Origin of the sequence: Roseicyclus mahoneyensis (assembly GCF_003148775.1) — a bacterium.
GTDB lineage: Bacteria > Pseudomonadota > Alphaproteobacteria > Rhodobacterales > Rhodobacteraceae > Roseicyclus > Roseicyclus mahoneyensis.
Genome location: NZ_QGGW01000004.1, coordinates 380,238 through 392,070, shown reverse-complemented (window position 1 = coordinate 392,070; position 11,833 = coordinate 380,238). Strand labels below are relative to the sequence as shown.

The 11,833-nt window shown below is 65.7% G+C and carries 11 protein-coding genes and 1 pseudogene; 5 read left to right on the top strand and 7 right to left on the bottom strand.

The features are described 5' to 3' along the window. Positions 1-115 precede the first annotated feature (115 nt). A pseudogene (locus C7455_RS11050) lies at positions 116-694 on the top strand (FkbM family methyltransferase); the annotation flags it as partial. Positions 695-713: 19 nt separating this feature from the next. On the opposite strand, the gene C7455_RS11045 reads toward C7455_RS11050, so the two are convergent. Next, positions 714-1,358, bottom strand: a complete 645-nt coding sequence (locus tag C7455_RS11045; protein WP_109668141.1) for an SDR family oxidoreductase — start codon at positions 1,356-1,358, stop codon at positions 714-716. Positions 1,359-1,457: 99 nt separating this feature from the next. On the opposite strand from C7455_RS11045, the gene C7455_RS11040 reads away from it, so the two are divergent. After that, positions 1,458-2,429, top strand: coding sequence for a threonine dehydratase (locus tag C7455_RS11040; RefSeq protein WP_109668222.1), 972 nt, complete (start codon positions 1,458-1,460; stop codon positions 2,427-2,429). Positions 2,430-2,548: 119 nt separating this feature from the next. Here the strand turns inward: C7455_RS11040 and C7455_RS11035 are convergent, their stop codons facing one another. The 4 genes from C7455_RS11035 to glmU are packed head-to-tail and all read right to left on the bottom strand — an operon-like array spanning position 2,549 to position 7,002. After that, positions 2,549-3,232 carry a DNA alkylation repair protein gene (locus C7455_RS11035; RefSeq protein WP_109668139.1) on the bottom strand — a complete coding sequence of 228 codons (684 nt, stop codon included), beginning with the start codon at positions 3,230-3,232 and terminating at the stop codon, positions 2,549-2,551. Continuing rightward, positions 3,229-3,825 (bottom strand): GNAT family N-acetyltransferase, encoded by a 597-nt coding sequence (locus C7455_RS11030; RefSeq protein ID WP_109668137.1) that lies wholly within the window; start codon positions 3,823-3,825, stop codon positions 3,229-3,231. The genes C7455_RS11035 and C7455_RS11030 overlap by 4 nt, the downstream gene beginning before the upstream one ends. Further along, positions 3,822-5,630, bottom strand: a complete 1,809-nt coding sequence (gene glmS, locus C7455_RS11025; RefSeq protein WP_109668136.1) for a glutamine--fructose-6-phosphate transaminase (isomerizing) — start codon at positions 5,628-5,630, stop codon at positions 3,822-3,824. Before glmS ends, C7455_RS11030 begins: the two co-directional genes overlap by 4 nt. A 4-nt stretch (positions 5,631-5,634) precedes the next feature. Further along, positions 5,635-7,002, bottom strand: coding sequence for a bifunctional UDP-N-acetylglucosamine diphosphorylase/glucosamine-1-phosphate N-acetyltransferase GlmU (glmU, locus tag C7455_RS11020; RefSeq protein WP_109668134.1), 1,368 nt, complete (start codon positions 7,000-7,002; stop codon positions 5,635-5,637). Positions 7,003-7,140: 138 nt separating this feature from the next. Here glmU and C7455_RS11015 point away from each other — a divergent pair, with 138 nt between their 5' ends. From C7455_RS11015 to C7455_RS11005, 3 genes are all read left to right on the top strand, one after another. Next, a complete protein-coding gene (locus C7455_RS11015) occupies positions 7,141-7,806 on the top strand; it encodes an HAD-IA family hydrolase (protein ID WP_109668132.1) in 666 nt (221 codons plus the stop codon). A gap of 42 nt (positions 7,807-7,848) precedes the next feature. Further along, complete coding sequence (locus C7455_RS11010) at positions 7,849-9,042, top strand: DegT/DnrJ/EryC1/StrS family aminotransferase (RefSeq protein ID WP_109668130.1); 1,194 nt, start codon at positions 7,849-7,851, stop codon at positions 9,040-9,042. Between the two features lie 84 nt (positions 9,043-9,126). Continuing rightward, complete coding sequence (locus C7455_RS11005) at positions 9,127-9,576, top strand: hypothetical protein (RefSeq protein ID WP_146199987.1); 450 nt, start codon at positions 9,127-9,129, stop codon at positions 9,574-9,576. Positions 9,577-9,579: 3 nt separating this feature from the next. Here C7455_RS11005 and C7455_RS11000 read toward each other — a convergent pair whose 3' ends face one another. Both C7455_RS11000 and secG read right to left on the bottom strand, forming a co-directional pair. Further along, positions 9,580-11,223, bottom strand: a complete 1,644-nt coding sequence (locus C7455_RS11000; RefSeq protein ID WP_109668126.1) for a CTP synthase — start codon at positions 11,221-11,223, stop codon at positions 9,580-9,582. 179 nt (positions 11,224-11,402) lie between these two features. Then, on the bottom strand, positions 11,403-11,771 hold the full coding sequence (secG, locus tag C7455_RS10995) for a preprotein translocase subunit SecG (protein WP_109668124.1): 369 nt from the start codon (positions 11,769-11,771) through the stop codon (positions 11,403-11,405). Positions 11,772-11,833 lie beyond the last annotated feature (62 nt).

Genomic DNA, 11,833 nt, shown 5'->3' with positions numbered 1-11,833 from the left:
CCTGCGTTTCGACATATTCTGATCTCCTCGTCTTGGGGATCAGCAGACCTCAGATCGTAGCTTCCGTCACTGTCCAATTTTCGGGGGGTAGCTCAAGGCGTCATTTTCCGCAGAGGTTAAAAGATCCCTACCCTCGACAGCAGTGCATGCTTTCGAAGCGCATCCAAAAGTGTTCGAACAACACGTCGCGCAAGCGCAAAAAGCGGGTGTGGTTTATGAGAATTACGCAATACTCGACCGCGATGGAAAAGCGACATTCAAGGTTCCGATCCGCGAAGATGGTCATGAAATTCGAGTGATGAGCAGCACGCGAGAGTTCGGGGCGCAGAAATTCGTTGAGTACGAGGTAAATGCACTCACATTGGACCAGAAATTCAACAACAACGCCGCTAGTAGTGCGGTGTGGATAGATGTTGAGGGTGCTGCCTTTGAGGTGATTGCTGGCGGGCAAACTTTCTTTAGGTCTTGCAAGATCGCATATCTTGAAGTCGAAGCGCAGCGTAGGTGGGCGGGCCAGCATATTTTCTCTGAACTTGTGCCTATTTTGGCCGAATTCGGCCTTCAACCAGTTATGCGTGACATACAGCGTTCAAAATGGCAGTTTAATGTGATTTTTCTTCACAAGGATCTTTTGACGGTTCCAGCCGTCGAAGACGCCATAGACCGTCATTTTGATCTTCTATTTTCGGCGTGACGACGGTTTAACAATGGGCTCAGAAGGCGTGCGCCCGTCCGTCCCAGGTCTCGAAGGCGCCCGTGCTGTTCGGATCGAGCACGGCGATGCGCGCGACCAGCCCCGACACCGACGCCTCCGTCCCGATCTCGGCTCCGTCGCCACCCATGTCTGTCCGCACCCAGCCGGGATGGTAGATGCCCACCGCGATGCCGCGCGGCTTCAGGTCGGTGGCGAGGTTGCGGCCCAGATTGATCGCGGCCGCCTTGGAGGCGCGGTAGATGTAGCTGCCGCCGGTATTGCGGGTCGAAGACCCCATCTGGCTGGCGATGATCGCGATTTTCGGAGCCTTGGCCCGCGCAAGGTTGGGCAGGAGCGCCTGCACCGTCAGAAACACACCGGTGACATTGACCGCGAAAGTGCTGGCCCAGAGCTCGGGCGCGAAGCCGTCGTCGAGGCTGTGCCCCTTGTCGAGATAGACGCCCGCGTTGCAGATCAGCAGATCGAGCGCCCGGTCACCCAGCTTGTCGGCCAGAACCCGCACCGACATCGGGTCGGTCACGTCGAGCCGCACCAGCCCCGGCGCGTCCCGTGCCGTCACGGTCACCTCCGCGCCCTCGGCCCGATACGCCTTGGCCAGCCCCGCGCCGATGCCCCGGTTCGCGCCAGTGATCAGAACATGCATCCGCTTATCCTCCTGTTGCTCGCCACAGGGGTAGCGGCCGACTGGGGGATTGCAAGCCGGACCGGCGCGCGCCACGCTGCCGCCCGACAGGAGGACCCCATGCGTTTTACCCTCGATGAGTTGCACGCCGCCCATGCGCTGGTCACCCGCCACATGGCGCCCACGCCCCAATACGCCTGGCCGCAACTGGCTGCCCGCACGGGGGCGGAAGTCTGGGTCAAGCACGAGAACCACACAGCGACGGGCGCCTTCAAGCTGCGCGGCGCAATCACCTTCATCGACTGGGTCAAGCGCACCTACCCGGACGCCCGCGGCATCTGCACCGCGACGCGCGGCAATCATGGGCAGGGGCAGGCGCGGCAGGCGGTGGCCGCCGGGCTGATCGCCAAGGTCTATGTGCCCTGCGGCAATTCGGTGGAAAAGAATGCCGCCATGCGGGCCTTTGGGGCCGAGGTGATCGAGCATGGCGATGATTTCGACGCCGCGCGCGAGGAAGCCTACCGCGTGGCCGAGGCCGAGGGGCTGGTGATCGTGCCGCCCTTCCACACGGAGTTGGTGCGCGGCGTGGCGACCTACGGGCTGGAGCTGTTCACCGCCGTGCCCGATCTCGACACGGTCTATGTGCCGATCGGCTGCGGCTCGGGCATCTGCGGCACGATCCTCGCTCGCGACGCGCTGGGGCTGAAGACCGAGGTGGTCGGCGTGGTGAGCGAGAACGCCCCCACCGCCAAGCTGTCGGCCGAGGCCGGGCGTCTGGTCGAGACCGACAGCGCCCGCACCTTTGCCGACGGTATGGCGGTGCGGGTGCCGGTTCAGGCGGCGCTCGACATCTACCGGACAGGTGCGGCGCGTATCGTGACGGTCAGCGACGCAGAAGTGGCCGAGGCGATCCGCATCTATTACCGCGACATCCACAACCTCGCTGAGGGTGCAGGGGCGGCGCCACTGGCCGCGCTGCTGCAGGAGCGGGACAAGATGATGGGAAGGAAAGTCGGCGTGATCTTGTGCGGCGGCAATATCGACACCGACTGGTTCTTGACCGTGATGTCGGGCGGCGTTCCGGCGGTTTAGCTCGGGGCTCTGCCCGAGGTTCTTGATCAGGGGGCTCCGCCCCCGTCGCCTGCGGCGCCCCCCCCCGGGATATTTTTGAAACAGAGAAGCAGGGCGTGCGCGTTACCCTTTACATGGGCTTAACGGTCGAGGTGTTTCGACGCTTCCTTGAGGGCGAAGGGTTTGAGCGTGGCGCCATGGGTGGCAAGCCAGCCCGTGACGCGGTCCGGGTCGCGTTTGGACAGCTCGCGCAGCCACCATGCGATCGCCTTCTGGATGAACCAGTCGCGGTCGGGCGCCAGGGTTTCGCACCAGCCTAGGACGCGGGTGCGCGCATCGGCCTCGGTCGCGCTGGGGTGGCGGGACTTGGTGAAGGGCAGGGTGAAGACCAGCGCGGCGCGGCGGGTCCACATGTGGGGTGCGGCGATCCAGCCTTCGACCTCGGTCAGGCGGGCGGGGTCTTGTTGCAGGCGCTTTTGCCCGCCCATGGCCACGGCATCGGCGATGGCCCAGCTGTCGAAATCGGGCACCAGCCCTGCGATGCAGGCCCAGGCGGCCGTATCCTCGGGGCGGAGGCGGGCCTGCACGAACAGCTTTCCGGCGCAGATCCGCGCCTCGAAGATGTCGCTGGCCCAGAGGCCTTTGGCAAGCAAGACGAGGCTCGGCTGGTCGAGGGATTTCCGCCAGATTTCCGCCAGTTCTCCGGTCAGGGCGTTGGACAGGCCCAGAACCTCGCGCGTCTGCTTGTGATAGGCGCGCATTTCGGCGGCGCGGGTCGGGTCGGCCTGGGCGCGGAGGGTGGCGATTGCGTCCTCGGCTCTCATCGCGGCCGCTCGATTTGCCAGTCGAGATGGGTGCGCACGGTGGGCCAATCGGTCGCGGTGATCGAATAGACCGCCGTGTCGCGGATCGAGCCGTTGGGCATGCGCAGATGGGCGCGCAAGATGCCGTCGAGTTGCGCGCCCAGCCGTTCGATGGCGCGGCGCGATTGCTGATTGAGGCGGTGGGTGCGGAATTCCACCGCAAGGCAGCCCCAGACCTCGAAGGCGTGGCCGAGCATCAGGCGCTTGGCCTCGGTGTTCAGAGGGCCGCGCTGGACCGAGGCGGCAAGCCATGTAGAGCCGATTTCGACACGGGGGGTTGCGTGGTCGATGTGCATGTAGGTTGTCATCCCGACTGGCTGGCTGTTGGCGTCCAGCACGGTGAAGGGGATCAACTCGCCCCGGTCACGCAGGCCAAGGCGGCGGTCGATTTCGGCCGCCATGCCCTCGGGCGGGGGCACGAACGTGTACCACAGCTCATGCAGGCGGCCCGCCGCCACATGTTCGGCCAGCGCGGCTCCATGGGCCTGTTCGAGGGGCAAAAGCCGCACATGGCGGCCCGCAAGCGTCAGGTCCGGTGGCCCTAGCCGGGTCACTCTACCGTCACCGATTTGGCGAGGTTGCGGGGCTGGTCCACATCCGTGCCCTTGGCGATGGCGGTGTGATAGGCCAGAAGCTGCGCGGGGATGGCATAGAGCATAGGCGCGGTCAGGCGGCTGGCCAGCGGCAGGACCAGCACGGCGCGCGTGCCTTCTGACGCAATGGCGGCCCCTGCGCTATCGGTGATCAGCGTGACCGGGCCGCCGCGCGCCATGACTTCTTGCATGTTCGACACGGTCTTGTCGAAGAGCCCGTCATGAGGCGCGATCACCAGCACCGGCAGGCTGCGGTCGATCAGCGCGATGGGGCCGTGTTTCAGCTCGCCCGAGGCATAGGCCTCGGCGTGGATGTAGCTGAGTTCCTTGAGCTTCAGCGCCGCCTCGAGGGCCGTCGCGTACATCACGCCGCGGCCCAGAAAGAGGGCGGATTTCGCTTCGGCCAGACCGCGGGCGATCCGCGCGATCTCGGGTTCCAGTGCCAGCACCTGCCGCATCTGGTCGGGGACATGGCGCAGCGCGTCCAGTTCGGCGGCGATCTGCGGGGCGGTCATTGCGCCGCGCTGGTGGCTCGCATGCAGCGCCAGCATCGCCAGAACGCCCAGCTGATTCACATAGGCCTTGGTCGAGGCGACCGAGACCTCGATCCCCGCAAGGATCGCCAGCGCCACATCGCTTTCGCGTGCGATCGACGAGGTGCCCACGTTCACAAGGCTCGCCACCAGATCGGCGCGGCCGCGCATGTAGCGCAGGGCCGCCAGTGTATCAGCGGTCTCGCCCGATTGGCTGACGAACAAGGCCAGCGTGCGCGGTGCCACCGGCGGTTCGCGGTAGCGGAATTCGGAGGCGACATCGACCTCGCAGGGCAGGCCCGCGACCTGTTCGAACCAGTATTTCGCCGTCAGGCAGGAATAATAGCCGGTGCCGCAGGCTACCAGCACGACCCGGTCGAAACGGGTGAAATCGAGCGCCTCGGGGAACACCGGCAGGTTGCCGGGCGCGTAGCGGGCCATCGCCTCGGCAAAGACCACGGGTTGTTCGTGGATTTCCTTGGCCATGAAATGCTTGTAGCCGGCCTTGTCGATCACGGCCGCGCCGCGTTCGATCCGGGCAAGCGGGCGGGTGACGGCTGTGCCATCGGCGGCGAAAACCTCGGCGCCTGCGCGGGTGACGAAGGCGTAATCGCCCTCGTCGAGATAGGTGATCTTTTCGGTCATGGGCGCAAGCGCGATGGCGTCAGAGCCCACGAACATCTCGCCCTCGCCATGGCCGATGGCCAAGGGCGATCCCTTGCGGGCCGCGATGATCAGATCCTCCTCGCCGTGAAACAAAAAACACAGCGCAAAGGCCCCTTCGAGCCGCGCGATGGTGGCCACGGCGGCCGCGCGCGGGTCCATGCCTTGCGCCATGAAGCGCGCGCAGAGATGGGCGACAGTTTCGGTGTCGGTCTCGCTTTCGAAATTCGAGCCTGACAGTTCCGCGCGCAGACCGCGGTAATTCTCGATGATGCCGTTATGGACCACCGCGACCGGGCCTGTCTGATGGGGATGGGCGTTGGCCTCGGTGGGCGCGCCATGTGTGGCCCAGCGGGTGTGGCCGATGCCGGCCTTGCCGGGCAGGGGCTCATGCACCAGCCGGTCGGACAGGTTGATCAGCTTGCCCACGGCGCGGCGGCGGTCGAGGTGGCCGTCTTGCAGTGTGGCGATGCCCGCACTGTCATAGCCGCGGTATTCCAGCCGTTTCAGCGCCTCGAGGATCAGGGGGGCGACCTCGTGGGTGCCTAGAATTCCGACGATCCCGCACATGGGCCTACCCTTTCCGTGATACTTTGATGGCGCGCAACCGCTCCATCAGCCGGACTGCCAGACCCGGCTTGTTGACCTGTTTCGCCCGGCCCAGCGCCAGCGCGCCGTCGGGGACGTTTTCGGTGATGACCGACCCGCTGGCCGTCATCGCGCGGTCGCCCACCGTGACGGGGGCCACCAGCATCGTGTCAGATCCGATGAAGGCGTGCCGACCGATTGTCGTGCGGTGCTTCATCACCCCGTCATAGTTGCAGGTGATCGTGCCCGCGCCGACATTGGTGCCCTCGCCGATCTCGGCATCGCCGATGTAGCTGAGGTGATTTACCTTGGCGCCTTCGCCGATCAGCGCTTCCTTGACCTCGACGAAATTGCCGATGCGGGCATCGTTCCCGATCTCGGCGCCAGGGCGCAGGCGGGCATAGGGCCCGATGACCGCGCCCGCGCTGACATGGCAGCCTTCGAGATGGGAAAAGGCGCGGATATGGGCACCTGATTCCACCGTGACGCCGGGGCCGAAAACGACATGAGGGTCCACCTCGGCATCGCGGCCGACCCAGGTGTCCAGCGCGAAGATGACCGTGTCGGGGGCCTGCATGGCAACGCCCGTCTCGATCATCTCGGCGCGGCGGGCGGATTGAAAGGCGGTCTCGGCGGCGGCGAGTTCGGCGCGGGAATTGATGCCCAGCGTTTCCCTCTCGGGGCAAAGGATCGCTGTGGCGCTCAGCCCCTCGGCCGTGGCAAGGCCGGGCAGGTCCGTCAGGTAATACTCGCCTGCGGCGTTGTCGTTGGTGACGCGGGCAAGCAGCCGCATCAACACCTGTGCATCGGCGGCCAGCAAGCCGGAATTGCAGGTGGTGACGGCCAGTTCCTCGGACGTGGCGTCCTTGGCTTCCACGATCCGCTCCAGACTGTCGCCGTTCAGGATCAGCCGCCCATAGCGGTCCGGATCGGCGGTGTCGAACCCAAGCACGACGATGTCATGGGTGGTGCGCGCCGCCTGCATCGCGGCAAGCGTTTCCGCCCGGACAAAGGGCGTATCGGCATACATCACAAGCACATCGCCCTCAAAGCCCGCCAGCGCACCCGCCGCCTGCAACACCGCATGTCCGGTGCCAAGCTGTGGGTCCTGCCGCACGCAAATGGCAAATGGCATCAAGTCGTCGACCGCCGCCTCGACCGCCGCCGCGCCGTGGCCGGTGATCACCACGATGCGCGCCGGCTCCAGCGCCGCGCCTGCAAACAGCGCATGGGCGATCAGCGGCATGCCGCCCAGCTTGTGCAGTGGCTTGGGCAGGTCTGAGTTCATCCGCGTGCCTTGCCCCGCGGCAAGCACGATAAGGGCGACGGGCCGGGGGCTGGCAGTTTCGGACATGGGAGCGCCTGCTTTCTTTTGGTTGAGCGTGTTTTACCGCAGGTGGGCCTTGGCGCAAGCGTGGGCTGCTTCACTTTGCCCGACACCCTGTTACAAGCGGGCGCGAAAACCCGCCGAAATCCCACCGAAAGGATGCCGATGCGCTGCGTGATCTTCGACCTTGACGGAACGCTGGCCGATACGGCGGGCGACCTGATCGCAGCTTGCAATGAAGCGTTGGGGGCGATGGGCCATCCGCCGCAACTGGTGATCGGGCAAGACGACGGCACGGCCTTGCGCGGGGGGCGGGCGATGTTGCGGCTGGCGGTCGACCGCTTGGGCGTGGGGCAGGGCGAGGCGCTGGTCGAAACCGGCTACCCGCTGCTGCTGGCCGCCTATGGCGAGGCGATCGACCATCACACCCGGCTCTATCCCGGCGCGATGGAGGCAGTGTTTCGCTTAAAAGACAATGGGGTAGCGGTCGGCATCTGCACCAACAAGCCCGAGGGTCTGGCCGAGACTCTGCTGACACGCCTTGGCATACGGGGCGAGTTTGCAGCGCTGGTGGGGGCCGATACGCTGCCGGTGCGCAAGCCAGACCCCGCGCCCCTGTTCGAGGCCGTGGCGCGGGCCGGCGGCGCGCGGGATCGGTCGATCCTGATCGGCGATACTTTGACCGACCGCGAGACGGCGCGTGCCGCCGGGCGGCCCTGTGCGCTCGTCACCTTCGGGCCGACGGGGCGGGCGGTGGCGGACCTGCAGCCAGAGGCCTTGATCGACCATTACGACGGGCTTGACGCGATCATCGACAGGCTGATTCCGTGAGGGGGCATTGACGAAGGCCGCGCGCCCGCCAATTCTGCGCTCATGGAAAAACCCGTCTTTACCGGCAAGTTCACCCAGCAAGAACCCATCCCCGAAGCCGCGATCGAGGCGGCGGTGGCCGTCCTGCGCTCGGGTCGGCTGCACCGCTACAACCTGATCGGCGACGAGGAGGGGGAGGTTTCCGCGCTGGAGCGGGAGTTTGCGGCCTATACCGGGGCGCGCTACGCGCTTGCTGTCGCATCGGGCGGCTACGCCATGGGCTGCGCGCTGCGCGCCTTGGGCGTGGGTCATGGCGACCGCGTGCTGTCGAACGGCTTCACGCTTGCCCCCGTGCCCGGCGCCATTGCCAGCGTGGGGGCCGAGCCGGTGTTCGTGGAAACGACCGAGGCGCTGACCATCGACATCGATGATCTGGCGCTCAAGGCGCAGACGTCGGGGGCCAAGGTCCTGCTGCTCAGCCACATGCGCGGGCATATCTGCGACATGGACCGGCTGATGGAGGTGGCGCGCGACCACGACCTGCAGGTGGTCGAGGATTGCGCCCATACCATGGGCGCCGCGTGGAAGGGCGTGCCTTCGGGGCGGCACGGGGTGATCGGCTGCTATTCCACCCAGACCTACAAGCACATGAATTCCGGTGAGGGCGGGCTGATCGTGTCGGATGATGCCGACGTCATGGCCCGCGCCATCATGTTGTCGGGTTCCTACATGCTTTTTGGCCGACACTCTGTGGGTCCTTCTGTGGATAGGTTCGAAAAGGTCAAGTACGAGACACCCAATGTCTCGGGCCGGATGGACCATCTTCGCGCCGCGATCCTGCGCCCGCAACTGGCAGACCTGCCCGCGCAGGTGGCGCGCTGGAACGCGCTTTACCGCACCATGGAAGACGGGCTGCGCAACCTGCCGGGCCTCAGGATCATTGAGCGGCCGCCGCAAGAGAGCATCGTCGGCTCGTCCTTTCAGGTCCTGTTGCCCGGCTGGGCGCCCGAGCGGGTGCGCGCGTTGGTCGCCGCCACGGCCCGCCGGGGGGTGGAGCTGAAATGGTTCGGCGCGCCCGAGCCTGTCGCCTTCACCTCGCGCTACGACAGCTGGCGCTACGCCCCGCCGCAGCGCCTGCCGAAAACCGACGCGATCCTTGCCGGGCTGCTCGACATGCGCCTGCCGCTGACCTTTTCGGAGGCTGACGCGCGCCTGATCGCCTCGATCATCCGAGACGAGGTTCTGGCCGCCGCCTGAGACCCGGGTGGGGAAACCCGCCATCGACCCTGGCGGAGGGTGCGCCTATCTCGGGACCACAATTGCCACATGAAGGCGCGCCCGATGACCCACCCCGCGATTCGTCCTGCCCTTGCCGCGACCCTCGCACTTGCGCTTGCAGGCCCTGTCAGCGCCGAATGGCGCAGTGCCGCCGGCCTTGGCGACGCGCCCTATGCCATCGGCGAGGGCAGCAACGATATCGCGCTGGTGTTGGATTGTGGCAACGGTGGCCTGCCCGCGATCTCGGTCGAGGGGCATGCCGCCACGATCCCGGAGGAGCTGTTCGTGATCTCGGTCACCGGCCAGCCCGAGGAATTATGGGGCGCCAGTTGCGACGGCTCAAGCTGCCTGCTCGACCTTGAATCGGTCGAGCGTGCCCGCCGCCTGATCGGCCAGCTGCGCGGGGGGGCGCGGGTCGAGATCGGGCTTTACCGGCGCGGCTTCATCTCGGAGATGTCGCTGCGCGGCTCTGCCCGCGCGATCGACCGCGTCACGCAGGCCTGCCCGATCTGAGGCTCAGACCAGCCGCGAATTTTCCTTGGCCGCGCGCACGAAGTCACGAAACAGCGGGTGCGGGGCGAAGGGCTTGGATTTCAGTTCGGGGTGGAACTGGACGCCAATGAACCACGGGTGATCCTCGACCTCGACGATCTCGGGCAGGCGGCCGTCGGGTGACATGCCCGAGAACTTCAGCCCCTGAGCCTCAAGCGCCTCGCGGTACTTGATATCGACCTCGTAGCGGTGGCGGTGGCGTTCCTCGATGGCAAGGCTGCCGTAAACCTCGGCCACCTTGGACCCGGCCTTGAGCACCGCGTCATAGGCGCCCAGCCGCATCGTGCCGCCCTTGGCATCGGTCAGCTTGCGGCTGACCTTGTGGTTGCCCTGCACCCATTCCTTGAGGTGGTAGACCACGGGTGTGAAACGCTTTTTCCCAGCCTCATGGTCAAACTCCTCGGAGCCTGCATCGCCCAGATCGGCCAGATTGCGCGCCGCCTCGATCACCGCCATCTGCATGCCCAGACAGATGCCCAGATAGGGCACCTTGCGGGTGCGCGCGAACTCGGCCGCCTTGATCTTGCCTTCGGTGCCGCGCTCGCCAAAGCCGCCGGGCACGAGGATCGCGTCAAACCCTTCCAGATAGGGCGCGGGGTCTTCACGCTCGAAAATCTCGGCGTCGATCCATTCGGCGCGCACCTTGACGCGGTTGGCCATGCCGCCATGGGTCAGCGCCTCGGCGATGGATTTGTAGGCGTCTTCCAGCTGCGTGTATTTGCCCACGACGGCCACGCGCACCTCGCCTTCGGGGTTGTGGATACGGTCGGCGACATCCTCCCAAATCGACAGGTCGGGACGCGGCGCGGGGCTTATCTGGAAGGCGTCAAGCACCGCCTGATCCATCCCCTCGCGGTGATAGGCCAAGGGCGCGTCGTAGATCGACGAAAGATCTTGCGCCGCGATCACCGCATCGGGGCGCACGTTGCAAAACAGCGCCAGCTTTTCGCGTTCCTTTTGCGGGATCGGCCCCTCGGACCGGCAGACAAGGATATCGGGCGCGATCCCGATGGAGCGCAATTCCTTGACCGAATGCTGCGTCGGCTTGGTCTTCAGCTCGCCCGAGGCGCGCATATAGGGCAACAGCGTCAGGTGCATGAAGATGCACTGGCCGCGCGGCTTGTCTTGGCTGAACTGTCGGATCGCCTCGAAGAAGGGCAGGCCCTCGATGTCGCCCACTGTGCCGCCGATCTCGCACAGCATGAAATCGACCTCATCCTCGCCGATGCGGATGAAATCCTTGATCTCGTTGGTGACGTGGGGAATCACCTGGATCGTCTTGCCGAGGTAGTCGCCGCGGCGCTCCTTCTCCAGCACGTTGGAATAGATGCGGCCCGAGGAAACGCTGTCGGTCATTCGCGCCGCCACGCCGGTAAAGCGCTCGTAATGGCCAAGGTCGAGGTCGGTTTCGGCCCCGTCGTCGGTGACGAAGACCTCACCATGCTCGAAAGGCGACATCGTGCCCGGATCGACGTTCAAGTAGGGGTCGAGTTTGCGCAGCCTTACGGTGAAGCCGCGCGCCTGAAGCAACGCGCCCAGAGCGGCCGAGGCCAGCCCCTTGCCAAGGGAGGAGACCACACCGCCGGTGATGAAGATAAAGCGCGCCATGTCAGACAGTCTCCCGTGTCGGGTGTATCGCGGTGCTTCCGCGAGCCAGTCCCATTCCCAGTACCACGGGATTTGATGGTAACAGGATTCGGCCAAGGCCCGCAAGCCGAACCGCTATATCCTGTTGAGCTCTGAGGCCAAGGCCCCAGATGTGCTTTGAATTTCTGGCTCGCTTCGACTCAGTCGGCGCGCGGCGGCAGGGCGGGCGCGTCACCCGTGACCGGCGGCAGCAGGTCGCCGGCGGACGGCAGCGCAGGTGCAGAGGCATCGGGCAGAAGTTCGGAGGCGGGCGCGTTGCCGATCCGGTCCAGCACCGAACCGCCTGAGGAATTCTGGGCCGCAAGGATTGTCAAGGTGATCGAGGTGGCCAGAAATGCGATGGCGAACGCCCATGTCAGCTTGCCCAGCGCGGTCGCGGCCTGTCGGCCGGTCATCACGCCGCCACCGCCGCCCATGCCCAGGCCGCCGCCCTCCGAGCGCTGCAACAGCACCACTCCGATCAAGCAGATCGCGAGGATCAGATGGACGACGAGGATCACATTTTCCATGGGCGGGGTCCCTTTGCGAGGCCGGGCTCGTAATTTCGCGTCTCTCTATGGGATGCGGCATG

Coding starts and splice junctions, on each gene's coding strand:
- glmU (WP_109668134.1), bottom strand. CDS start 7,002: ATGTCCGAAACTGCCAGCCCCCGGCCCGTCGCCCTTATCGTGCTTGCC.
- C7455_RS11040 (WP_109668222.1), top strand. CDS start 1,458: ATGCGTTTTACCCTCGATGAGTTGCACGCCGCCCATGCGCTGGTCACC.
- secG (WP_109668124.1), bottom strand. CDS start 11,771: ATGGAAAATGTGATCCTCGTCGTCCATCTGATCCTCGCGATCTGCTTG.
- C7455_RS11015 (WP_109668132.1), top strand. CDS start 7,141: ATGCGCTGCGTGATCTTCGACCTTGACGGAACGCTGGCCGATACGGCG.
- C7455_RS11035 (WP_109668139.1), bottom strand. CDS start 3,232: ATGAGAGCCGAGGACGCAATCGCCACCCTCCGCGCCCAGGCCGACCCG.
- glmS (WP_109668136.1), bottom strand. CDS start 5,630: ATGTGCGGGATCGTCGGAATTCTAGGCACCCACGAGGTCGCCCCCCTG.
- C7455_RS11045 (WP_109668141.1), bottom strand. CDS start 1,358: ATGCATGTTCTGATCACTGGCGCGAACCGGGGCATCGGCGCGGGGCTG.
- C7455_RS11005 (WP_146199987.1), top strand. CDS start 9,127: ATGACCCACCCCGCGATTCGTCCTGCCCTTGCCGCGACCCTCGCACTT.
- C7455_RS11010 (WP_109668130.1), top strand. CDS start 7,849: ATGGAAAAACCCGTCTTTACCGGCAAGTTCACCCAGCAAGAACCCATC.
- C7455_RS11000 (WP_109668126.1), bottom strand. CDS start 11,223: ATGGCGCGCTTTATCTTCATCACCGGCGGTGTGGTCTCCTCCCTTGGC.